22 protein-coding genes are annotated in these 22,317 nt (G+C 64.3%); 7 read left to right on the plus strand and 15 right to left on the minus strand.

The window, feature by feature from the left end; all coding sequences use genetic code 11:
* Positions 1-79: 79 nt before the first annotated feature.
* From C84B14_RS03995 to C84B14_RS04025, 7 genes are all read right to left on the minus strand, one after another.
* Positions 80-784 (minus strand): endonuclease III domain-containing protein, encoded by a 705-nt coding sequence (locus C84B14_RS03995; protein ID WP_353222020.1) that lies wholly within the window; start codon positions 782-784, stop codon positions 80-82.
* Entirely contained in the window at positions 785-1,528 is a 744-nt protein-coding gene (locus tag C84B14_RS04000; RefSeq protein ID WP_348766141.1) for a pseudouridine synthase, read from the minus strand. It lies immediately after the preceding gene.
* Between the two features lie 327 nt (positions 1,529-1,855).
* Positions 1,856-2,632 (minus strand): ferredoxin--NADP reductase, encoded by a 777-nt coding sequence (locus C84B14_RS04005; RefSeq protein WP_353222021.1) that lies wholly within the window; start codon positions 2,630-2,632, stop codon positions 1,856-1,858.
* Between the two features lie 131 nt (positions 2,633-2,763).
* Positions 2,764-3,546: an SMC-Scp complex subunit ScpB gene (gene scpB, locus C84B14_RS04010; RefSeq protein ID WP_353222023.1), complete on the minus strand. Its 783-nt coding sequence runs from the start codon at positions 3,544-3,546 to the stop codon at positions 2,764-2,766.
* A gap of 22 nt (positions 3,547-3,568) precedes the next feature.
* The gene (locus tag C84B14_RS04015; RefSeq protein ID WP_502949886.1) at positions 3,569-4,402 is read right to left on the minus strand and encodes a segregation and condensation protein A; all 834 of its coding nucleotides are present in this window, start codon (positions 4,400-4,402) and stop codon (positions 3,569-3,571) included.
* A gap of 269 nt (positions 4,403-4,671) precedes the next feature.
* Positions 4,672-5,673: a tryptophan--tRNA ligase gene (trpS, locus tag C84B14_RS04020; protein ID WP_502949887.1), complete on the minus strand. Its 1,002-nt coding sequence runs from the start codon at positions 5,671-5,673 to the stop codon at positions 4,672-4,674.
* A gap of 344 nt (positions 5,674-6,017) precedes the next feature.
* Positions 6,018-6,656: an L-threonylcarbamoyladenylate synthase gene (locus C84B14_RS04025; protein ID WP_353222027.1), complete on the minus strand. Its 639-nt coding sequence runs from the start codon at positions 6,654-6,656 to the stop codon at positions 6,018-6,020.
* A gap of 122 nt (positions 6,657-6,778) precedes the next feature.
* On the opposite strand from C84B14_RS04025, the gene C84B14_RS04030 reads away from it, so the two are divergent.
* From C84B14_RS04030 to C84B14_RS04040, 3 genes are all read left to right on the plus strand, one after another.
* Positions 6,779-7,078 (plus strand): YciI family protein, encoded by a 300-nt coding sequence (locus C84B14_RS04030; RefSeq protein WP_348767908.1) that lies wholly within the window; start codon positions 6,779-6,781, stop codon positions 7,076-7,078.
* Positions 7,079-7,082: 4 nt separating this feature from the next.
* Positions 7,083-7,349: a BolA family protein gene (locus C84B14_RS04035; protein ID WP_348767907.1), complete on the plus strand. Its 267-nt coding sequence runs from the start codon at positions 7,083-7,085 to the stop codon at positions 7,347-7,349.
* Between the two features lie 81 nt (positions 7,350-7,430).
* Positions 7,431-9,518, plus strand: coding sequence for a TonB-dependent receptor family protein (locus C84B14_RS04040; RefSeq protein ID WP_353222029.1), 2,088 nt, complete (start codon positions 7,431-7,433; stop codon positions 9,516-9,518).
* A gap of 37 nt (positions 9,519-9,555) precedes the next feature.
* On the opposite strand, the gene C84B14_RS04045 is transcribed toward C84B14_RS04040, so the two are convergent.
* The 5 genes from C84B14_RS04045 to smc form a co-directional block, all read right to left on the minus strand.
* A complete protein-coding gene (locus tag C84B14_RS04045) occupies positions 9,556-9,957 on the minus strand; it encodes a hypothetical protein (protein WP_353222031.1) in 402 nt (133 codons plus the stop codon).
* A gap of 376 nt (positions 9,958-10,333) precedes the next feature.
* The gene (locus C84B14_RS04050) at positions 10,334-10,627 is read right to left on the minus strand and encodes a hypothetical protein (protein WP_353222033.1); all 294 of its coding nucleotides are present in this window, start codon (positions 10,625-10,627) and stop codon (positions 10,334-10,336) included.
* A gap of 49 nt (positions 10,628-10,676) precedes the next feature.
* Positions 10,677-12,776, minus strand: coding sequence for an NAD-dependent DNA ligase LigA (gene ligA, locus C84B14_RS04055; protein WP_353222035.1), 2,100 nt, complete (start codon positions 12,774-12,776; stop codon positions 10,677-10,679).
* Positions 12,776-13,669 carry a cell division protein ZipA gene (locus C84B14_RS04060; RefSeq protein WP_353222037.1) on the minus strand — a complete coding sequence of 298 codons (894 nt, stop codon included), beginning with the start codon at positions 13,667-13,669 and terminating at the stop codon, positions 12,776-12,778. The genes ligA and C84B14_RS04060 overlap by 1 nt, the downstream gene beginning before the upstream one ends.
* 34 nt (positions 13,670-13,703) lie before the next feature.
* Positions 13,704-17,216 carry a chromosome segregation protein SMC gene (smc, locus tag C84B14_RS04065; protein WP_353222039.1) on the minus strand — a complete coding sequence of 1,171 codons (3,513 nt, stop codon included), beginning with the start codon at positions 17,214-17,216 and terminating at the stop codon, positions 13,704-13,706.
* 441 nt (positions 17,217-17,657) lie between these two features.
* On the opposite strand from smc, the gene queF reads away from it, so the two are divergent.
* Positions 17,658-18,047 (plus strand): preQ(1) synthase, encoded by a 390-nt coding sequence (gene queF, locus C84B14_RS04070; RefSeq protein WP_348766490.1) that lies wholly within the window; start codon positions 17,658-17,660, stop codon positions 18,045-18,047.
* A gap of 55 nt (positions 18,048-18,102) precedes the next feature.
* On the opposite strand, the gene C84B14_RS04075 is transcribed toward queF, so the two are convergent.
* Positions 18,103-18,783, minus strand: coding sequence for a glycine zipper 2TM domain-containing protein (locus C84B14_RS04075; protein ID WP_348766491.1), 681 nt, complete (start codon positions 18,781-18,783; stop codon positions 18,103-18,105).
* Positions 18,784-18,895: 112 nt separating this feature from the next.
* Between C84B14_RS04075 and cysZ the strand changes: the two genes are divergently transcribed.
* Complete coding sequence (cysZ, locus tag C84B14_RS04080) at positions 18,896-19,666, plus strand: sulfate transporter CysZ (protein WP_353222041.1); 771 nt, start codon at positions 18,896-18,898, stop codon at positions 19,664-19,666.
* On the opposite strand, the gene C84B14_RS04085 is transcribed toward cysZ, so the two are convergent.
* Entirely contained in the window at positions 19,663-20,490 is an 828-nt protein-coding gene (locus C84B14_RS04085) for an HAD-IA family hydrolase (protein ID WP_353222043.1), read from the minus strand. The genes cysZ and C84B14_RS04085 overlap by 4 nt on opposite strands.
* 113 nt (positions 20,491-20,603) lie before the next feature.
* Here C84B14_RS04085 and dksA point away from each other — a divergent pair, with 113 nt between their 5' ends.
* Together dksA and phaR are read left to right on the plus strand one after the other, a co-directional pair.
* Positions 20,604-21,047 (plus strand): RNA polymerase-binding protein DksA, encoded by a 444-nt coding sequence (dksA, locus tag C84B14_RS04090; protein ID WP_293626570.1) that lies wholly within the window; start codon positions 20,604-20,606, stop codon positions 21,045-21,047.
* A 159-nt stretch (positions 21,048-21,206) separates the two neighbouring features.
* Positions 21,207-21,737 (plus strand): polyhydroxyalkanoate synthesis repressor PhaR, encoded by a 531-nt coding sequence (gene phaR, locus C84B14_RS04095; RefSeq protein WP_353222045.1) that lies wholly within the window; start codon positions 21,207-21,209, stop codon positions 21,735-21,737.
* A gap of 247 nt (positions 21,738-21,984) precedes the next feature.
* Here the strand turns inward: phaR and C84B14_RS04100 are convergent, their stop codons facing one another.
* Positions 21,985-22,167, minus strand: coding sequence for a type VI secretion system Vgr family protein (locus C84B14_RS04100; protein ID WP_353222062.1), 183 nt, complete (start codon positions 22,165-22,167; stop codon positions 21,985-21,987).
* Positions 22,168-22,317: the final 150 nt, after the last annotated feature.

A 22,317-nucleotide genomic window follows, 5' to 3' on the forward strand; every position in this document is an offset into this window, starting at 1 on the left:
GTTCGTGTCGTCTGGGAGAGCGTCGTTACCTGTTGGCTTACGGCCTGCGGCCTAAGCCAACCCACGCCAACCTACCCGGCTATACGGCGCGCTCGGATTCAGAAATGGCGGCCTGCCCGTGATCACAACGATCGTGAAGCACACAGTGCCCGCAGTCCGGATTGCGCTTGTGGCAGCGCTGTTTCGCATGGGCAACGATCAGGGCATGGAGTTCGTCGTAAAATCCCGCATCGTTATCGGGGCCGACGGCTTCGATCGACCGGCGCAGGCGCTCGTAGTTGCGCGCGCCGCTGGTCCAGCCATAGCGCTCCATGATGCGAAACGCGTAGGCATCCGCCACGAACGCCGGCCGCTGGAAGGCATAGAGCAGAATCACGTCGGCGGTCTCATGACCGATTCCGTGCAACGCCAGCAGCTCACGGCGCAGGGTGGCGCTGTCGCGCGTTTGCAGCACGTCGAACCCGCCCTGGGCCACGAACCACTCACAGAGCGAGCGCAGGCGTCGGGCCTTGATATTGTGCGGGCCGGCACGGCGGATCAGCGCCGGCAGGTCATCGTGGGCCAGCAGTGATTCGGCGGTCAGCGGCCCGGCATCGCGCAGTTCGGCGATCGCGATTTCCACGTTCGTCCAGGCCGTATGCTGGGTGAGCACCGCGCCGACGAGAATTTCGAAACGGGGATTGTCGGCATCCTGTACCGGCCACCAATGCTGCGGGCCGTAGGCCGCAGCCAGACCGTCATGGAATGCGCGTAGCGCCGACGCCGTCGGCTGTTTTTCCGCCACCTAGCGTTGCAGGTCGACGAGCCCGGCGAGTTCGCGTACTTCCTTGCGATCCAGCTCGCGCCAGCCTCCGGCTTTCACGCCGCCGGGCAGGGCCACGGGCCCGAAACCCACGCGCATGAGCCGGGAGACGGTCACGCCCTGCGAGGCCCACAGCCGGCGCACCACGCGATTACGTCCCTGGCGCACGGTGACTTCGAACCAGCGGTTGGCCTTGTGCGCATCGTCGGCGACGCGAATCGCGTCGAACCGGGCCACACCGTCGTCGAGTTCCACGCCTTCGAGCAGGCGTTCGATCATGGCGTCGTCCACCTGGCCGCGCACGCGCACGGCATAGGTGCGTACGATCTCGTAGCTGGGATGTTCGAGACGGCGCTTGAGTTCGCCGTCGGTGGTCACCAGCAACAGCCCGGAGGTATTTACGTCGAGACGGCCAATGGCGAGCCAGCGCCCCGCCTTGATCTTGGGCAGGCTCTTGAAGATGGTGGGCCGGCCTTCCGGGTCCTTGCGGGTGACCACCTGATCGACGTGTTTCTTGTAGGCCAGCACGCGGGTGCGCGTATTCAGGCGCTCGTCGAGATTCAGGCGTTTGCCGTCCATGCGGATCTCGTCGCGCGCGTCGGCCTTGTCGCCCAGCGTGGCCACCTTGTTGTTCACGCGGATCCGCCCGGCCTCGATGACCTGTTCGAGCTGGCGACGCGACCCGTAGCCGGCGCTCGCGAGCAGCTTCTGTAGACGTTCGGACATGAGGCTTCCTGTAGGCGCCGGTAACGAGTGAACTAGTTTAACCGGCCGGTTCAAGCTTTGCGGCGTAATCGCCGACGGCAATCCGGCTATCGGCAGTTCTGGCGGGTTGCCAGGCGATTGATCGGCACAGCCTGCGACCGATACGACTGCAACTTGGCACGAATTCAGAAGGTGCGCGCAGATAGACGCCGGCAACAATGCAAATACGGCGCGCCGTGGCACGTTTGACCAAACGAGATGGATTCGGCGACGCACACTGTGGCCACCGCTCCATCAAATTCGTTCGCCCGCGTTTATCTGCAGAAGAACACGACGCCGTGATGCCTGCTATTTTTCGACGAAGGCGCGCTCGATGACGTAGTCGCCCGGCGCGCCGATATGCGGAGAGACTTCGAATCCGCGGGCGTCGAGCAGTGCGGCAGAGTCGGCGAGCATGCCGGGGCTACCGCAGATCATCACGCGATCGTGTTCGGGGGCGAGCGGCTCGAGGCCGAGATCGGCGCTGACCGTGCCGTTGTCGAGCAGCGTGGTGACACGGCCCTGGTGGACAAACGGCTCGCGGCTGACGATCGGGTAGTAGCGCATCTGGGCGGCAATCATCTCGCCGAGCATCTCGTCGTTGGGCAACGTCTCGGAGAGCAGCTCCCGATAGGCCAGATCGTTCTCGTGACGCACACCGTGCAGCACGATGACGCGATCGAAGCGTTCATAGGTGGCCGGATCGCGCACGATCGACAGAAACGGCGCCAGGCCCGTGCCCGTGGACATCAGATAGAGATTGCGACCCGGATGCAGATCGCTGATCAGCAGCGTGCCCGTCGGCTTGCGGCTGACCAGCAGTTCGTCGCCCTCTTTCAGGTGCTGCAGCTGCGAGGTGAGCGGGCCGTCCGGCACCTTGATGCTGAAGAACTCGAGATGGTCTTCGTAGTTGGGCGAGACAATGCTGTAGGCACGCAGCAGCGGCTTTTTCTCCTGCTGCAGACCGATCATCACGAACTGGCCGTTCTCGAAGCGCAGGGCACGATCGCGGGTGGTGGTAAAACTGAACAGCGAATCGTTCCAGTGATGCACGCTGAGTACGCGTTCGGAGTTCAATGCAGCCATGATCTGAGTGTTTCCGTACTTGAATCAGTCCGCCGTGGCGATTGCACGCGCTACGGCGACATCGAGCTGTTGCTGTCGAGACAATGGGCGCGCCGCGCGCGATTCCAAGCCAATAACGCCAGTGTAGGGCCCTAGTGTGGCGAAGGCGGCGTTTCGTCGTTTTGACCTGCATCATCGGCCGCCGTATCCGGTTCGGTTTCGTCGTACTGCGTGGCGGTCGCATCCACGGCCTGCGCCTCGCCTTCTGACGATTCCTCGTCCCCGGCTTCGTCCGACGTGTTCTCGTTTCCCTGCAGCCGCGCGAGCGCGGCATCGAGCGCATCCAGATCCTGAATCTCCGGCAGGCTGGGCAGATCGGCCAAACGCGACACGCCGAAATCGTCCAGAAACTGCGGCGTGGTGCCGAACAACGCCGGTCGGCCCGGCATGTCGCGATAGCCCACCACCTTGATCCAGCCGAATTCCTGCAGCGTCTTGACGATGTTCGACGATACCGACACCCCGCGTACGGCTTCGATATCCGAGCGGGCGATGGGCTGGCGATAGCAGATCAGCGCCAGCGTTTCGAGCATGGCCCGCGACAGTTTCGGCGGGCGCTCTTCCCAGAGCCGCGACACCAGCGCCGAATAGTCGGCGCCCACCTGGAAACGCCAGCCGCTGGCGACCTCCACCAGGTCCATCGCGCTATCGGCATAGCGTGCCTGCAACGCCTCGATGCCGGCGCGTACATCCGCGCGTTCGAGCGCGTGCGTGGTATCCAGGAGACGCACGATCTGGTCGATGGACAGCGGCGCGTCGGCGGCCATGAGCAGCGCTTCGATACAGCGCAACACGGAATCGGCAATTACCGGCTCGTTCGCCGACGCCTCGCTGTCGTGCTGGGTTTCGATTGGCGTGGGTTCGTCGTGGCTCACGTGGGCTTTTCTTGGTCGATGTTCATTCGGGGCGCGGGCCGGCCAGGCGCAGCGCAACCGGCGCATAGGGTTCGGCCTGGTCGATGGCGATCAGCGCTTCGCGGGCCAGTTCGAGAATGGCCAGAAACGATACCACCACGCCCAGCCGACCTTCGCTGGTTTCCACCAGGGCGACGAAGGCACAGGCCTGGCCGCTGCCCAGGCGTTCGAGGATACGGCTCATGTGTTCGCGTACCGATAGCGGCTCGCGTTCGATCTTGTGTTCGGTGAACAGCTCGGCGCGGGTGAGCACGTCGTGCAGGGCATGCAGCAACGCGCCGAGATCGGTTTCCGGCTGCGGGCGTTCGATATGAATACGCTTCGGGCCGTGCTGTACGGGGGTGATATCGCGCCCGCTGCGCGGCCACTCGTCGAGCTGCTCCGCGGCCTGCTTGAACTGTTCGTATTCCTGCAGGCGGCGTACCAGTTCCGCACGCGGGTCTTCGCCCTCGTCTTCTTCCTCGATGGGCTTGGGCAAGAGCATGCGCGATTTGATCTCGGCGAGCATGGCGGCCATGAGCAGATACTCGCCGGCCAGCTCGATCGCCATTTCCTGCATGACCTCGATATAGGTCATGTACTGGTGGGCGATGGTATGTACCGGAATATCCAGGATATCCAGGTTCTGCTTGCGGATCAGATACAGCAGCAGATCGAGCGGGCCTTCGAAGGTTTCCAGAAACACCCGCAGCGCATCCGGCGGGATATAGAGATCCTCCGGCACATGTTCGAGCGGCTCGCCGCCGACACGCACGGCCGCGGCCGACTTGGCGTCGGCTGCTTGCTGCGGGTGGTCGTCGGTTGCCGATTCGGTCAAGGTTCGCTCTTAAAGTGGCTGTCTTAAGCGTTGTTCAGGAAGAAGAAACCGTCCGCGAATGAACGCGATGAAAAAGCAGATGACGACGAGCGATGGGCCCGTTTTACCGCAGTTACCTATTCTGTGGCGTCATTCAGCCACGCCGCTGTTGATTATCTACCGTGTGCAACATGCGGCGTGAACATCAGATCACCCGTGCTTCGAGCGATCTGTGTTCCGCCCTATTCGCGTGCATTTGCGAACCCGGTTTTTCGAGCCTCGCGATACGCCTAGGCTGAGGAAAGAAAACCGGTCAGCGCGAAGGCGCGCTCCAGGGTCGGCTCGGCACGCTGGCGCGCCGCCGCGGCGCCCCGGGCAAGCAGCGCATCCAGGCCGGCCGTATCGTCGCGGTATTCGGCATAGCGTTGCTGCAGCGGTTCCAGAAAGGCCACCACCGCATCGGCCAGATCGCCCTTGAGCGCGCCGTAGCCCTGGCCCGCATAGCGGTTTTCCAGATCGGCGATTGACTCGTCAGTCACAGCCGAATAGATCGACAACAGGTTCGATACGCCCGGCTTTTCGGCCTCGTCGAAACGAATCTCGCCGTCGGAATCGGTGACCGCCCGCTTGATCTTCTTGATCACCCGCTTGGGTTCGTCGAGCAGCTTGATGACGTTGGCCTCGACATCGTCCGACTTGGACATCTTCGCGGTCGGGTCGCCCAGGCTCATGATACGTGCACCCACTTCCGGGATGATCGGCTCGGGCACGGTGAAAAGGTCTTCGCCGGCGCGCGCGTTGAAGCGCTCGGCCAGATTACGGGCCAGCTCGAGATGCTGTTTCTGGTCGTTGCCCACCGGCACGGCATCGGTCTGGTAAAGCAGAATGTCGGCGGCCATCAGCACGGGGTAGTCGAACAGCCCGGCGTTGATGTTGTCGACGTTCTTGGCCGACTTATCCTTGAACTGGGTCATGCGATTGAGTTCGCCCATCGACGTATGACAGTTCAGCAGCCAGGCCAGCTGGGCATGGGCCGGCACGTGCGACTGCACGAACATGGTAGCCCGCTCCGGATCGATCCCGGCGGCCAGGTACAGGCACAGGAACTCGTGGCAGCGCTCGCGCAGCGCGGCCGGGTCCTGACGCACCGTGATTGCATGCATGTCGACCAGCGCGAACAGGCAGTCGTGGCTGTCCTGCATGGCCACCCAGTGCTTGAGTGCGCCGATATAGTTACCGAGCGTCAGCTCGCCGGAAGGCTGGATACCGGACAGAACGATGGGTTTGGCAATCTCGGAACTCACACGCGGCCTCTTGGCAGTTCAGTCGACACGGACTAATCAAAGGCGCGAGTATACATTTGCTGGCTTTGCAGGGCGTTGCCCGGGCCTAATAAGACAGGTCACAAAGCCGGCCAATGTCGCGTCGTTACAGCCGCGTAGGTTGGATTAGCGAAGCGTAATCCAACGAAGAACGAAACCCGCGAGTTAACCGGCAACGCGCCTCGAACCGCCCACGAGGCGATTGCCATGTGGGCTTACGGCCTGCGGCCTAAGCCAACCTAAAAGAGCGCGTTAGTTGCGCTCATTCGCGTGCATTGGCGGGCCAGAAAAAGTCCGCCCCCCCTCCAAAGGGATCACGCGTCGACCGGGTCCAGCCCGAGCGCTTCGGCGCTGCCCTTGCCGGCGCGCAGAATCTGCGGCACCGCGGTGGTCAGATCCACCACCGTAGTGGGTTCCACGCCCGTCGCGCCGCCGTCGACGATGATATCGAGCTGCTTGTCGAAGGCCTCGCGTACGTCGAAGGCCTCCGAGAGCGGGATTTCGTCGTCAGGACGCTGGGCGGTGACCGACATGATCGGTTCGTCCATTGCCTCGGCAATCGCGCGCGCGACCGGATGCCCGGGCACGCGAATACCGATGGTCTTGCGCTTGGGATGGGCCAGCCAGTTCGGCACCACCTTCGATGCGGGCAGAACGAAGGTATAGGCGCCGGGCGTCGCCGCCTTGAGCAGGCGAAAGCTGGTGTTCTCGACCTTGGCATAGGTCGAGATTTCGGACAGATCCCGACACACGAGCGTGAAGAAATGATCGCGCCCGAAGCCACGCATCTGCCGGATACGATCGATCGCGTTCTTGTCACCCATCGCGCACGCCAGGCCGTAGGACGAATCCGTCGGATAGGCAATCACCCGGCCTGCGCGCAAGGCATCGGCCACCTGGCTGATACGGCGTGGCTGTGGGGTTTCGGCGTGTACGTGAACGATTTCGGCCATGCGGGCATTATATCGGCTACGTCGATGGCGCGGCAGGTTTTTTCGTCGTTCTTGGCCGATCGCGTCCGAGATGCGGCACACTGCGCGTTATCGGTATTACAAACTCTGGTCAGGACAATCCCATGGATTATTTTGCGATCGTGTCTTTCGATGTGGCGGACAGCAGCGATGGCCGCAAGAAGGCCGTCGACGAACACCGTGCACGGCTCGAGGAACTCGACCAGGCCGGGCGCCTGCTCACCGCCGGCCCGCTGCCACGCGAGGATGCCTATGGCAAGGTCACCGACGGCTTTCAGGGCAGCATCATCATCGCGGCGTTCGACAGCCTTGACGATGCCCGTGCCTGGGCCAAGGTCGATCCGTACAACGCCGAGGGCGTGTACATGGAAAGCACGGTCTATCCGTACAAGAAGGTTTACTGAGCGTATGAGTGATCGTATTCCGCGTATTCGCGAAGCGCTCGAACAGGGCCTGAACACGCAGGAAGTCGCAATTCGTGACGACAGCCACCTGCATGCCGGCCATGCCGGGGCGAAGACGGGCCTGGGCCATTTCCATGTCACCGTCCGCTCGCCCCGCTTCACCGGCACGTCGCCCATCGAGCGCCACAAGCTCGTCTACGAAGCGCTCGGCACGTTGATGCAAACCGATATACACGCGGTATCGATTCGCGCGCTGGCGCCGGAGGAATAACCGGCGCGCCGCGCTGGCTGAACGACTCGCCCGCTCGACATAGAACAAGAACGAACGCCAGCGCGTTTGAGGGGACACAACATGATCCATCGCCCGTACCGGCACCGCACGGTGGCGCTTGCCGTCGCCCTGACTCTCGGGCTGCCGGCCCATGCCCAGGACAGGGTCGGCGCCCCGGCCGGCGACGATGACATCGACCGCCTCGAATCGCTCGCGCCAATCGAAGTGCAAAGCCTGCGGCTGAACACCGAGGTGCTCACCTCGCCGGCCGCGGTCGACGTAACCGAAGCCCGCGATATCCAGCAGGGTCGGGCCAAGGCGCAGCTGGATTCCGCACTCAACCGCACGCCGGGCGTTTACGCCAACAACGGCAGCAACTTCGCCCAGAACCTGCGGATTTCCATTCGCGGCTTTGGCGCGCGCTCGGCGTTTGGCGTGCGCGGGGTCAAGGTGCTCGTGGACGGTATCCCGGAGACGCTGGCCGACGGCCAGGCCCAGACCGACACCATCGACCTCGGCGCGGTGGAGCGTCTTGAAGTGATCCGCGGCCCGTTTTCCGCGCTTTACGGCAACGCCACCGGCGGCGTGGTCGATATCACCACCACGCCGGCCAGCGGGCCAATCGATCGCGGCGAACTGACCGTGGGTGGCCACGGCTATCGGCGGATCGAAGCCGCCACCGCCCACGAGCGCGGCGACTGGGGCTATGCGCTGACCGCCTCCCAGCTCGATATCGACGGCTATCGCGCCCATAGCGAGGTCAAGAAACAGCAGCTCACCGGCAAGCTCGAACGCCGCGTGGGCGCCACCGGCACGCTGCGGCTGGTCACGCGCGTGCTCGATGCGCCGGACACGCTCGACCCCGGCGGCGTAACCCTGGAACAGGCCCGAGCCGACCGGCGCGCGGCACGCGACGCCAACCTCGCATTCGATGCCCGCCAGTCGGCCTCGCAGCAGACCGTGGGCCTGGTGTACGAAGACCAGCTCGCCGAGAACCAGAGCTATTCGGCGAACCTGTTCTACAGCAACCGCGACTTCATCCAGTATCTGCCCTTCGAGGATGCGGGCGTGGTGGCCTACGACCGCGACTTCTTCGGCGGTGGCCTGCAGAGCACGCGCTTCGACACGCTATTCGGCCACGACAACCAGCTCGTGGCGGGCATCGATGCCCAGATTCAGCAGGATGCGCGGACCCGCTACGACAACATCGCCGGCAACAAGGGCGCGCTCGGCCTGGAAGAAGATCAGCAGGCCACCAGCATCGGCGTGTTTGCCCAGAACGTGTTCTCGCTGACCCGGGATCTGGAGCTGACCACCGGCCTGCGCTACGACTATCTCGATTTCGATATCGACGACGCCTTCATCACCGCAACCGACCCCGACGACTCCGGCTCGCGCACCTATCACGAAGTCTCCGCCAACGCCGGCCTGAGCTATGCCTGGGCCGAGCGCCAGCGGGTATACGCCAACGTGGCCAATGCCTTCGAATCCCCCACCTTTACCGAATTCGCCGATCCGGCTGGCAACGGCGGCTTCAACAGCGACCTGGATCCGCAGAAAGCCACCCAGTACGAAATCGGCGCCAAGGGCGAGTTCGGCAGCCGCGCCCGTTATCAGATCAGCGCCTTCTGGATCGACGTACGCGACGAGCTGGTAGTGTTCAACGACGACGGCCGGCGCGACTTCTACGAAAACTCCGGCAAGTCGCGCCGCAAGGGGCTGGAGGCCAAGCTCGAGTACGCCTTCAACGACGAACTCTCGGCCATGGCGGCCTACACCCTGGCCGACTACGAATATCGCGACTTCGTCGACGACAGCGGCAACGACTATGCCGGCAACGCCCTGCCCGGCCTACCGGAGGAACGCCTGTTCGCGGAGCTGGCCTGGCGCGACGCGGATGTGGGCTATGCCACGCTCGACATGCGCTATGCCGGCTCGTTCTATGCCGACAACGCCAATACCGCCAAGATCGACCACGCATGGATCTTCAACGGCCGTATCGGCAAGACCATCGAGGCCGGCGACGACAAGCTGACCGTTTACTTCGGCATCGACAACCTGTTCGACGAAGTCTATTTCGACAACATTCGTATCAATGCCTTCGGCGGGCGTTACTACGAGCCCGCCCCGGATCGTACTTTCTATACCGGACTGGCCTACGAGCTATAGCAAGACGCGGGCCGCCGATGTGCGGCCCGCGCGCAGATCAGCTGTCGGCAAGAAAGCGCTGCAGCGTCTCGGCGTCGAGCTTGTCGAGCTTGACGATTTCGGAGCTGGGTTGGGCAGCCGCGCCTTCAGGCTTGCGGCGCAGAATCACCAGCGGCTGATAGGCATCGAACTCGGCAATACGAAACGCCACCGTCGGGTCGCGCTCGACATCGCCGGGGCCATGAATACCGCAACGCACGACCGACCATTCCGTATGCGCCTGTTCGAAGTATTCCCAGCCGTCGGCCTCGGCGGCTTTTCGAAACGCGGGTTCGACCAGGGACTCGAGCGTCTCGCGCACCTGCTTTTCGATCGTGGCCCGACGTTCGGCCAGACGCTCGTTCGCGCCGAGTTTGGACTGTACTTCATCGGTGGTGACTTCAAGCCAGCTAAGCGCCACGAGACTCTACCTGTGTGAACAAATAAACGGCGGCCAAGCGTAAGCGCTGGCGTGTTCGTGTACAAGCGTTTACAGATGACAACGAGGGCAACCTCTGTACAAGACGCCGTGGTCGTGCCGACGTGCGTCACGCATGGCGGGCACGAAACGACAGGCGTCGCCTGCCTGTCGCAGGCAAGCGATGCCTCGGCGCCGGCCAGGCGCGCAATGCGCGGTTCGTCAAGCCGCGATTCGTCACAGCCTCGGCCTCGAATACAGCACGAGCCGTCTTGCCGGCCCTGACCTGCCAAGCCGGCAGGCGCTGCGCTCTCGCGCGCCTTGTCACAACGAATTCGAGCACTCGAACGCGAACCGCGCCCGGTTAGATAGACCGGCCCTAGCCGGCCTTCGGCTGGCGCGCCCGACTTGAGGACGGCGTGTCCGGCTTTTCGTAGCCGCAGCTTGCGCGGGCCTGGTCGGCAGCATCCACCAACAGATCGAGCATGGGCTGGCGTTGTTCGGCATCCACGCCTTGGGCCAGTGCCTTACGCGCGGCCGCCGCAGCGCGCTCGACTTCGGCCAGATCGCTTGCGCACTGGCTGTCGCTCGGGGTTACAAACAACGTCGTGCAGCCGGACAACGCGACCATCATGGCCACGGGGCCAGCAGCTTTCAGAACTGACTTCGCCATCGGGATATTCCTTTTGCGCACGGTGTAAAAATCGCCCGGACGCGGGTTGTTACGAACCGGCCTCGTCGAGCAGCGCCAGAAACCCGGCTTCGTCGAGCAGGGTGACGCCGAGTTTTTCGGCCTTGTCGCGCTTGCTGCCGGGGCTGTCGCCGGCCACCACATAATCCGTTTTCTTGGAGACGCTGGAGGTGACCCGCCCGCCGCGGGCTTCGATACGCGCCTTGGCCTCGTCGCGGGTCAGGCTGTCCATGCTGCCGGTGAGCACGAAGGTCTGGCCGGCCAGCGGCTGCGGGGTGTCGTCGGTATCGACCGTTTCCCAGGCAACGCCGGCGGCAATGAGCGCATCGATGACGTCGAGATTGCGCTGCTCGCTGAAAAAATCCGCAATACAGTGCGCCACCCGCGCACCCACGCCGGGCACCGCCTGCAGGCCTTCCGCGCTGAGCATGCGATCGCGCGCGGCGCGATTGTCCGGATGCGTCTGTTCGGCGTGCGCGACCCGTTCGAGATAGGCCTTGGCCTCGTCGCGCAGCGCATCCAGCGTGCCGAAATGCCGGGCCAGATCGCGGGCCATCGTTTCGCCCACTTCGCGAATGCCCAGCGCGAAGACGAAGCGCTCCAGCGTCGTCTGTTTGCTGGCCTCGATCGAGGCCAAGAGATTGGCGACCGACTTCGCGCCGTAGCCTTCGCGTTCGACGAGCGCATCGCGATGTTCGTGCAGGGCAAAGATATCGGCCGGCGATTCGAGCAGGCCTTCGTCCACGAAGGCTTCGATCTGGCGATCGCCCAGGCCTTCGATATCCAGCGCGCGGCGCGAGGCAAAGTGCTTGAGCGCTTCGCGGCGCTGCGCGGCACAGACCAGCCCGCCGGTACAGCGCGCCACTGCCTCGCCTTCGACACGCTCGACCGCCGAACCGCATACCGGGCATTCAGCCGGTAATTCGATCGCCGTCGAATTTTCGCCCCGGCGCGCGACTTCCTTGACCTCGGGTATGACGTCCCCGGCCCGGCGTACGACCACGGTATCGCCCACGCGCACGTCCTTGCGGGCGATTTCGTCCATGTTGTGCAGGGTGGCGTTGGAAACGGTCACCCCGCCCACGAAGACCGGTTCGAGCTTGGCCACGGGCGTGAGCGCGCCGGTGCGCCCGACCTGAAACTCCACCGCGTTCAAAAGCGTGGTGGTTTCTTCGGCCGGGAACTTGCGCGCAATCGCCCAGCGCGGCGCGCGGGCGACGAAGCCCAGTTCGTCGCGCACGGCGGCATCATCGACCTTGAATACGCAGCCGTCGATTTCGATATCCAGATTCGCGCGCCGCTCGGCCATCGCCTCGTAGTAAGCCTTGCAGCCGTCCAACCCCTGTACGCGGTCGACGTGCTCGCTGATCTGAAAGCCCCAGGCCTGCAGCTGTTGGAGCTGTTCGTACAGGCTGGCGGGCAATGTGATGCCATCGACGCGGCCGATGCCATAGCCCATGAACGCCAGCGGCCGGCGCGCGGTAATCGTCGAATCCAGCTGGCGCAGGCTGCCGGAGGCGGCATTGCGCGGGTTGACGAAGGCTTTCTGACCTTCGCTTTCCAGCCGCTCGTTGAGCGCATTAAAGCGCGAGCGCGCCAGCACCACTTCGCCGCGAATTTCGATGAAGTCGGGCACGTCTTCACCGGCAAGACGCAGCGGCAGATTACGAATGGTACGGGCGTTGGGGGTGATGTCTTCGCCGGTGATGCCGTCACCGCGCGTGGTCGCCCGTACCAGTACGCCGTTTTCGTAGCGCAGGTTGAGCGCGGTGCCGTCGAACTTGGGCTCGGCGCAGTAGGCCAGCGCGCCGCCATCGACGGCCTCGCGCGCGCGGCGATCGAATTCCGCCAGCTCGTCGTCGTCGAAGCAGTTGCCCAGCGACAGCATGGGCGTGGCGTGATCGACCGACTCGAACTTGTCCGACGGCGGCGCGCCTACCCGCTGGGTAGGCGAATCCGAGGTGATCAGTTCCGGGTGCTCGGCCTCGAGATCCTGCAGCTCACGAAACAGCCGGTCGTATTCGGCGTCCGAGATCGTTGGATCGTCGTCTACGTAATACGCCCGGCTGTGTTCGCGCAGCTGTTCGGCGAGCTGCGCCGCCCTTTGTCTTGTCGCGCTGCTTGCCGCCACTACCGGCGCTTGGCGATCTTCGCGCGCCGGTCGAGATCGGCGACCTTATCCAGCATGTACTGGGCGGTCTGGGCCTTGAGCAGTGCGCGCTTGTCGTCGAGCACTTCGCCGCCCAGGGCCTGGGCCAGTCCGTTGGCGGTTTCCATCATGTCGCGCAGGGCGGCGCCGCCTTGAATCGGCCCCGGCACCACCGTGTACAACACCAGACCGGGCGTATGCAGATGATCCTGGTCGACCGGATCGAGCGTGCCCGGTTTGACCATGTTGGCCACCGCGAACACCGATTCCGGAATGCCGTGGGTTTCGGTCACGCGATGGAACTGATCGTTGATGCCGAACTTCAGATCCTGCGACTGCAGGGCCACATGCACGTCCGGACCGTCGAACATGCGCCCTGCGGGCGCGGCCACATGCAACAGGAACACTTCACGCTCGGCGCCGGGCGGCGCGCTCGGCGCGCGCATGTTCTCGACCCGCTCGCCGCCGCCGGGCGCGGCCTGGGCTTGCTTGTCTGCCCCGGCTGCGACGGCGTCCTGTTCTTCCGGCAGAGGCTTGGGTTCGGCGCCGCGTTTCTTGTAGGCCGTCCAGGAGGCTTCCACGCCCTGCCCACCGCCGGTTTCGTATTCATGCTCGTCAAGCGGAGCGTCTACCTTGCCGGCGGCGCGCCGACTGGCCGGGGTGTTTTTCGACAGCGTCCGCACGCCCACCACGTAGGAATCGCCGCCCAGGGATTCGCCATGCTCGCCTGTGTCCGGACTGTCTTCGCCGGCGCCCCGCGGCGTGTCGTCCATACCCCGCCAGGGATCGTCGCCCGCCTGACGTCGCATGTACCAATAGGCACCGCCGACCACGGCGATCAAGAGAATGAGAAGAAGCCATTGCACGATAGACATAGGCGCTTTAGTCGATAAGTTGCGTGGCGCCGGCTCAGCCGGCCATGTCGAGGGCTTGATCGATATCGACGCTGACCAGCCGGGACACCCCGGGCTCGGCCATGGTCACGCCGTGCAGTTGCTCGGCGAGCGACATCGTCAGCTTGTTGTGCGTAATCACGATGAACTGAACCTGGGCCGACATCCGCCGTACGAGTTCGCAAAAACGCGACACGTTGGCGTCGTCGAGCGGTGCATCGATTTCATCCAGCATACAAAACGGTGCCGGGTTGAGTTCGAACAGGGCGAATAATAGCGCAACCGCGGTCAACGCCTTCTCTCCGCCCGACAACATTTGAATCGAGGCGTTACGTTTGCCCGGCGGACGCGCCATCACGCGGATGCCGGTGGAAAGCCAGTCGTCCTCGGTGAGCTCGAGCGCGGCTTCGCCGCCGCCGAACAATTCCGGGAACATGTCCGCAAACCGCGCGTTGACCTGTTCGTAGGTGGCCTTGAAGCGCGCCCGGGTTTCGCGGTCGATACGCGCGATCGCGCTTTCCAGGGTTTCCAGCGCTTCGGCCAGATCGGCGTGCTGCTCGCCCAGATAGCGCTCGCGCTCGGCCTCGGCGTCGTATTCCTCGATCGCGGCGAGGTTGATCGCGCCCAGGCGCTGGATCTTGCGTTCGAGCGTGTCGATGGCCGACGTGCAGCTTTCGATGGTCGCGCCCTCTTCGAGGCCGGCCACCAGCGCTGTCGGCGTTTCGCCGAGTTCTTCGATCTGTTCGGCGATGCCGGCACGGCGCACGCCGGTGGTTTCGACATCGATCTTGGCCTGTTGCAGGCCTTCGCGGGCCGTATCCACACCCTGCTCGGCCTGCATGAGCTGTTGCGAGACGTCTTGCAGCGCCTTTTCGCTCGCCTTGAGCGCTTCGCGCGCTGCGCGCAGCTCGCGCTCGGCGCGGTGTTGGGCCTCCAGCGCCTGCTCGTGTTCGCTCTCGTCCGCTGCGGGCGCGGCCTCGTCGACGGCGTCGGCGGCCTGGTCATCGAAACCGGCCAGACGCGCCTCGACGTCGGCATGGGCGGTACGCGTATCGGCCAGCCGCTGTTCGATCGACTGCGCCCGGCTGCGGTTCTGTTCGCTACGCGTTTCGATTTCGCGCAGCGCCCGTTCGGCCTCGGCATGGGCCTTGCGGGCAGCGTCGCGCGCGCTGCGGCTTTCGGCAAGTTCCGACTGCGCCTGGCGCCGCGCCTCGGTGAAGGCTTCGGCCTTTTCCTCCAGCGCGGCGACCTGGCCGTTCAGCCGCTCGGCCTCGCCCTCGGCCTCGGCGATCTGCTTGTCCAGGTCGGCGAGTTCCGTGTCCAGCTCGTTGCGCCGGCGGGTAAGCTGCTCGGCGCGAATTTCCCGGCCCTGTTGTTCGGCGCGTGCGGCTTCGAGTTCGCGCTGGGCCTGGGCGATGCGCTGATCGAGCGCCCGTTTTTGTTCGCGGCGCTGGTCGCGCTGCTGGCGCTGTTCATCGAGCGTGGCCTGGCGGCTGGCCAGCTCGGCCTGTTCGCTGTCGATCTGCTCGGCGAGGCTTTCGATACGCTGTTCGCGCTCAAGCACGCCCTGCTCGGCCGAGCCGGCGGCCGGGGTCACCAGACTGTTCGGCCCGATACAGCAGCCGTCGAGGGTGACGAAGCGCTGATCTTCGGCCAACTCCGTGCGCCGCGCGAGCGCGCTGGCAAGATCCTCGACCACGAATACCCGGGCGGCCAGCGCCGCGATGACTGCGGGCGCTTCAATACCGTCGGCCAGGCTGGGCGTATCGGCGGGCCCTTCCACTGGCCCGGCCGTCGCCGCCGCGCCGGCTTCCACCAGGGTCAGCGATTCGTTGGGCCAATCGCCGCTGAGCTGGGGCAGCTGTTCGACCACGAAGCCGCGCAGCCACGGGCCCAGCACGGCTTCGGCGGCCGTCTGCCAGGCCTTGCGTACCTTCACGCGGCGTGCAACGCCCGCCGCCTGGGTCTGGGCATGGTCGGCCAGCCATTCGGCCAACGCCGTGTCGTCTTCGCGCAGCACGGACTGCTGGAGCTGGCGCTCCGAGGCCAGGCGGGCCCGCGTTTCGCCGAGCTGGGTGCGGCGGGTCTCGACATCGCGCTCGGCGTCGTTGATGGCCACCCGCAGGGCTTCGTCGGCTTCGGCCTGTTCGGCGGCCGCGCATTCATCTTCGGCCAGGCGCGCGGCCCGGGCTTCGATATCCCGCGCGCCGGCCTGCAGATCGCCGACCTGTTCTTCATCGAGTTTTTCGCGCTCGGCACGGCGTTTGTCGCGTCGGTTGCCCAACTGCTGGGCCCGCTCTTCGGCATAGCGTGCCCGGCGGCGTTCGGCATCCAGTTGCTGAACGGGATTATGTTCGGCGCTGTTATGGGCGTCCCAGGCCGCCTCTGCCTCGCGCGCGGCCTGCTCGTCTTTCTGCAGCGTCTTGCCGGCGTTTTCCAGCGCCTGTTGCGCATCCGTGCGTTCGCGGGCGATGGCCTCGGCGGCCTCGGCCGTCTGCTGGGCCGCGTGTTCGTCGTCGGCAACCCGCTTGGCCAGCGCGTCGCGGCGTTCGACCAGTTCATCGCGCTCGCGCTGGCGCAGTTCGCGCATTTCCTTGGCATGGGCCAGGGCCTGGGCAATACGTGATGCCCGAGCCTGCGCATCGTAGAAGGCCGCCTGCTGGGTCTGCACCTCGCTCATGGCCTTCTGCTGGCCCGCGGCTTCGGCTTCACGCGCCTGCTGGGCATTGCGCTGCGCGGAAATGGCATCGCGCAGGACGTTCTCGCTTTCGCGCAGGCGCGCTTCGGCAGCCTCGACCTTTTCGTTTTCGGCGGCCCAGCGTAGCGCCAGCAGCTGGGCTCGCAGCTGGCGTTCCTCGGCCTTGAACTGCTTGTATTTCTCGGCGTTGGCGGCCTGGCGTTTGAGCACGCCCAGCCGCTGGGTGACTTCACCGATGAGGTCGTTGAGCCGGTCGAGGTTTTCGCGCGTGTGGCGCATGCGGTTTTCGGTCTCGCGCCGGCGTTCCTTGTATTTTGAGATGCCGGCGGCTTCTTCGAGCACCTGGCGCATGTCTTCTGGTTTGGCTTCGATCAGGCGATTGACCGCGCCCTGCTCGATTACCGCATAGTTGCTGCGCCCGCCCAGGCCGGTGCCCAGAAACAGGTCGATGACGTCGCGCCGCCGCGACTTCGTGCCGTTGATGTAGTAGCGCGAGCCGCCGTCGCGGGTGAGCTCACGCTTGACCGAGATTTCACTGAAGGCGCCGTACTGGCCGGTCAGCGTGGCGTCGCTGTTGTCGAACTTGAGCTCGACCGAGGCCCGACCGACCGGCTTGCGCGCCTTGGAGCCGTTGAAGATGACGTCTTCCAGCGCTTCGCCGCGCAGCTGGCGCGCGCTCGATTCGCCGGTGACCCAGCGCACGGCATCGATAACGTTGGACTTGCCGCAACCGTTGGGCCCGACCACGCCGGTAAGGTTGGAGGTCAGCGCCAGCGTTGCCGGGTCGACGAACGACTTGAAACCCGCCAGCCGGATTGAGGTCAGACGCATGGGCGCACTGCCCCGCTCGCGCACCGGTCGCGTCGACGTACGATCTCGTCGCGTTGTGAAATACGGCGGCGCAAATCTGCCTCCGGCTGGGTGGGCGAACGCAAAGCCCGCTAGTGTAACCTAGGGAAGCGCTGCATAACCTCTCGCGGGTCGCGTTCGAGTCCTCACAGACGGTGCGGCAAGGCGTCCAGGCGCAGCGCCTGCCTGATTGGCAGGTCAAGCCTGGCAACGCAGCCGCGGCGTCTGTGAGGCCGAACCTCTGCGGGCCGCCGGCTTTGCGCACGCTTGATCGGCGTCAGTGTTCGCTACCGTGCACCAAGCACGCTACGCTCTCACTTCCTTGCCAATCGCGCGCAAAGCACGCCGGCGCGACCGCGACAGGTTGTACAGAGCTTCCTTAGCCCACTTGTTAGCGACCAAAGCGCGCACGACGGAGAACCGATGTCGACCCAACCGAGCCGCGATCTCGAAACCTTTCCCAACCCGAGCCCGGAGCGCGATTACACCATTCGTATGCGTATTCCGGAGTTCACCTGCCTGTGTCCTAAGACCGGCCAGCCCGACTTTGCGACGCTGTATCTGGAGTATGTGCCGGAGGCGAGCTGCGTGGAGCTGAAATCGCTCAAGCTCTATGTGTGGTCTTACCGCGACGAAGGCGCCTTTCACGAGGCCGTGACCAACCAGATTCTGGAAGACCTGGTAGCCGCGACCCAGCCGCGATTCATGCGCCTGCACGCCGAATTCTGGATGCGTGGCGGTATCGATACCAGCGTGATCGTCGATCACCGGGCCGACAACTGGCACCCCGGCACGCCGGTGCATCTGCCCTGAAGCGATCGACGCCCTGCCGGTGCCACACCTCGCGGCACCGGGAGAGGCGACAGGTCTAGCGCATCAAAATCAGGCTGTTGCCCTGAACGCGTACGCGGGTTCCGGGGCTGATGCTATCCGCCGTATCCACGCTCACGGTGCGTGAGCCGCCGGCGTCCATGGCCACGGCCACCTGGTAGATGGTCTTGCGCTTGATGCGCTTTTCCACTTCGCGACCCGCGAACACGCCGCCGAGGGTGCCCGCGACCTGGGCAATGGTCTTGCCCGAGCCGCTGCCGATCTGGCTGCCGACCACGGCGCCGGCCACGCCACCGGCGACGCTGCCAATCAGGCTCGGGTCGCCGTTGGTGGTGACCGGCGTGATCGAGCTGACCGTGCCGCAATCACCGCAGACCGGCTGCTCGTTGCTCTTGGCCTCTTCGCGGGCCTCGGCACGGGCCTGCTGGGTGGCGCTATCCGACTTCTTGGCCGCCTGCGTCTGGCGCTCTGCGGCTTCGCGTTTTTCGGTCTTGGCTTCGGCGACCTCTTTTTCCGCCGCCGCTTTATCTTCGCGCGCCTTCGCTTCGGCCTGGGCCTTTTCGGCGGCGTCGACCTTCGCCTGGGCTGCCTCGAGTTCGGCGTTCGCCTGTTCGAGCTGGGCCTGGGCCTGATCGCTGTCGTCCTGGGAGCAGGCGCTCAGCGCCAGCGTCATACAGCACAGCAGCACGGCAAACCATCGCAAGCTCGGGTTGTTCATGGGTTCTTCCCTGGGTTGTTCTACACTCATGCTTCGAAGCCGCGCGACCGTCCGAGTGGACGCCGGCGCGCGTCGAATTGCCCAAATTCTAGTCGAGCTACCCGAACGTACGATGAATCCGATTACCGAATTCAGCGCCGGCCCGTCCTATCTGCTGCGAGGGTTTCGCATGCTGGGCGAGCCGTCGCTGCGCCGCTACGTCGTGATTCCTATCCTCATCAATATCGTGCTCATCGCCGGCCTGGTTTCGTTGCTCGGCTGGCAGCTCGACAGCTGGCTGCATGCCTGGCTATCCGGCCTGCCGGACTGGCTCGCGTGGCTGGAGACCCTGCTGTGGTGGATCGGCGTGCTGCTGGCAACGCTGGCGTTCTGCTATATCTTCACCCTGCTCGCCAATCTGATTGCCAGCCCCTTCAACGGCCTGCTATCGGCCCAGGTGGAAAAGCTGGTGACTGGCCAGGCGCCCGAATCGGGTATGAGCCTGGCCGGCGAAATGGCCGACGGCCTGTTCGGCGAGCTGCGGCGGCTACGCTATTATCTGGGCCGCGCGCTGATGCTGGGCATCGTGAGCCTTGCCCTGTTCTTCATACCGGGGGCGAATCTGGCCATCGCGCCGATGTGGTTCGTGTTCGGTGCCTTCATGCTGTCGTTCGAGTATCTCGACCAGCCCATGGCCAACCGTGGGCTGCGTTTCGACGACAAGATCCTGCGCATGCGCGCGCGGCGCTGGCGCCACCTGGGCTTTGGCAGCCTGGTGACGTTAATGACCGCGCTGCCGCTGGCCAATCTCGTGGTGATGCCGGCCGCCGTGGTCGGCGCCACGCTGCTGTATCTGGAGTGTCACCCGAGCAGCGGTACCGCCCCAGTCAAACGCGGCGATTAATCGGCAGACGCCGGCGCCGCTTCGCCGTTGATGCGCCGCAGCACGTCCAGATTGACGTAGTCGAAATCAAAGCCGGGGGATTTGAGAATGGTCACCGGCAGATCCGGTTCGCCCAGCGAATCCAGCACCGCCGCGGCGCTGTCGAACACCTGATCGCGGGTATCGGCATTCACGGTGACCAACGCGGGCACGTGCGCGCCATGGGCCGCCCTTACGCCCGCATTCGAGTCCTCGATGGCAATACACTCGGCCGGCGCACAACCCAGGCGCTCACAGGCCATACGGTAAACGTCGGGCGCGGGCTTTTTATTGTCCACCTCGTCACCGCATACGGTCAGTTCGATATACGCCAACAGCTCGTCGCCCAGCGCATAGGCCAGGAACGGCTCGAGTGTCGCTCGGGTGGCATTGGTCACGATCGCGATACGCAGACCCGATTCGCCCGCTTCGCGAATCAGGCGTTCCACGCCAGCCCGAAGCGGCACCCGCCCCTTGCGCAAGCGGTCGCGAAAATAGCGCGACTTGCTCTGGTGCAGCTCCGCGACCCAGTTGTCGCGGTCCTCGCGCACGCGCTCGTCGTTCGGGCCCAGTTCGGGCTCGTAACTGTCGAGGTAGTGATTGATGCGTTCGCGGCCGCCGGAAATCAGAAGCAGCTTGCGATAGAGCTTCTTGGTCCAGCGCCAGTCCAGACCGTGTTCCTTGAACGCCCGGTTGTAGGCCGGCAGATGGCCCTCGGGTTCGGTATCGGCCAGAGTGCCGTCGACATCGAATAGCAGCGCGCCAAGCGTCATGGACAAAAAGCCGGAGACGGCCGGAGTTTGCAAGAGGCGCAAGTCTGCCAGAACCGTGCCAGGATCGCACGCCGCTCAAGAAAATCGTTGCACGGCCGTACTCCAGCATGCTAAACGTACGCGCTGTTATCTGACCCGAGGGCCGCATGCCTGCAACTCAGAAAGAATCGAAACTCGAGGCGCCTCAGCAATTTACGCCTTACACCCCGAAAGAGGGTGAAGAGTATATGAATGAGGCGCAGCGCGATCACTTCCGCCGAATCCTGATGAACTGGAAACGGGAGCTCATGGAAGAAGTCGATCGCACCATGCATCACATGAAGGACGAGGCGGCGAACTTCCCCGACCCGACCGATCGTGCGAGCCAGGAATCGGAGTTCAGCCTTGAACTTCGTACCCGCGACCGCGAGCGCAAGCTCATTCGCAAGATCGACCAGGGCATCTCCCGCGTCGATCGGGATGAATACGGTTTCTGCGATACCTGCGGTACGGAAATCGGTATCCGGCGCCTGGAAGCCCGGCCGACCGCGACCCTGTGCGTGGACTGCAAGAGCCTCGACGAAATCCGCGAGCGCCAGCTCGGCCGCTGACACACCCGTCGCACCGGCCCGAAACGCCCGCCCCGTGCGGGCGTTTTTATTGCCGCCGACTCAACGCCCTACGTTTGCACGCGCCGATCTGGCACAATCGTATTGCCGCGATGCAGCAAGCTGCGCGCTGCGCTATTTCTTTGTATGACGGGGCACGGGATGAGTGACAATACGCGCATCATCAAGAAGTATCCGAACCGACGACTCTACGATACGGAAGTCAGCCGCTACATTACTCTGGAGAATATTCGCCAGCTGGTGATTCGGGGCGAACACTTCACCGTCATCGACAAGCGCAGCGGCGACGACATCACCCGCAGCATCCTCCTCCAGGTCATCAGCGAGCAGGAAGAAGGCGGCGATCCGATTTTTCGGACCGAAGTGCTGCGCAACATCATCCGCTTCTACGGCGACTCCATGCAGAGCACCGTGAGTTCCTATCTGGAACTGTCGCTGGAGTTCTTCAGCGAGCAGCAACAGCAGTTCAAACACCGTGTGGCACGATTGCTGGACGTTAACAATCCACTCGCCGCCCTGCGCGAGCTCTCGCAGTATCAGGTCCCGATCTGGCGAACCGTACGGCGCGAATTCCTGGCCAACCTCAAGCGCAAGGAAAAGGACGGCGAACAGCCGCAAGTAACTGGCACGGATGCCGATAACAGCGATCAGGAAAAGCAATCGGACCGATAGAAACCGAACCAGATTTTTTCCAGAACGGATACTTGACTAAAGTCGTAGAGCGGGTATACTGCAACGCAACATCAGCAAACACGCTGAAACCGAATCTCCTCCGAAAGGCCTAACGGCCTTTCTCGCACCTTGCCCCCTTACCCTAGGGGGCTTTTTTATGGGCGCGATAAAAATAGCCTTGAGCAGGTTCTGCCGGAACACCGGACGATTCAATACCTTGACCGTCGACGCTTGTCTCGCCGCACACCTATTTCGCGCCGCCTTCAGTGGTGATTAACATGCCCTGTCCGGCACGGACGCTGCCGTAGGCCTGGATGGTCGCCTCGGCGCGGTGGCCGCGGTCGGCGCCGCGCTGGGTTTCGGTCTGGTGTTTTAGATGACCGAGTGCGAGCGAGGTCGCGTATTCGGTAGTGGACAGCTGAACGCGCAGCTGCGGCGGGCGGCAGCGAAGACGAGATAGTTATAACCGCCGGTCCCCTACCCGATGGTGGATAGGGCCTGGGTAATGAGACCCGATAGCGCCGCGTGGTGGGCATGTCAGCCGACCTGGCTTGCGAACCACGCCGGGGCATTGCCGGTA

Source organism: Salinisphaera sp. C84B14 (assembly GCF_040361435.1).
Taxonomy (GTDB): Bacteria; Pseudomonadota; Gammaproteobacteria; order Nevskiales; family Salinisphaeraceae; genus Salinisphaera.

Coding starts and splice junctions, on each gene's coding strand:
- C84B14_RS04000 (WP_348766141.1), bottom strand. CDS start 1,528: ATGTCCGAACGTCTACAGAAGCTGCTCGCGAGCGCCGGCTACGGGTCG.
- C84B14_RS04005 (WP_353222021.1), bottom strand. CDS start 2,632: ATGGCTGCATTGAACTCCGAACGCGTACTCAGCGTGCATCACTGGAAC.
- C84B14_RS04025 (WP_353222027.1), bottom strand. CDS start 6,656: ATGGCCGAAATCGTTCACGTACACGCCGAAACCCCACAGCCACGCCGT.
- C84B14_RS04030 (WP_348767908.1), top strand. CDS start 6,779: ATGGATTATTTTGCGATCGTGTCTTTCGATGTGGCGGACAGCAGCGAT.
- C84B14_RS04035 (WP_348767907.1), top strand. CDS start 7,083: ATGAGTGATCGTATTCCGCGTATTCGCGAAGCGCTCGAACAGGGCCTG.
- C84B14_RS04040 (WP_353222029.1), top strand. CDS start 7,431: ATGATCCATCGCCCGTACCGGCACCGCACGGTGGCGCTTGCCGTCGCC.
- C84B14_RS04050 (WP_353222033.1), bottom strand. CDS start 10,627: ATGGCGAAGTCAGTTCTGAAAGCTGCTGGCCCCGTGGCCATGATGGTC.
- C84B14_RS04060 (WP_353222037.1), bottom strand. CDS start 13,669: ATGTCTATCGTGCAATGGCTTCTTCTCATTCTCTTGATCGCCGTGGTC.
- smc (WP_353222039.1), bottom strand. CDS start 17,216: ATGCGTCTGACCTCAATCCGGCTGGCGGGTTTCAAGTCGTTCGTCGAC.
- queF (WP_348766490.1), top strand. CDS start 17,658: ATGTCGACCCAACCGAGCCGCGATCTCGAAACCTTTCCCAACCCGAGC.
- C84B14_RS04075 (WP_348766491.1), bottom strand. CDS start 18,783: ATGAACAACCCGAGCTTGCGATGGTTTGCCGTGCTGCTGTGCTGTATG.
- cysZ (WP_353222041.1), top strand. CDS start 18,896: ATGAATCCGATTACCGAATTCAGCGCCGGCCCGTCCTATCTGCTGCGA.
- dksA (WP_293626570.1), top strand. CDS start 20,604: ATGCCTGCAACTCAGAAAGAATCGAAACTCGAGGCGCCTCAGCAATTT.
- phaR (WP_353222045.1), top strand. CDS start 21,207: ATGAGTGACAATACGCGCATCATCAAGAAGTATCCGAACCGACGACTC.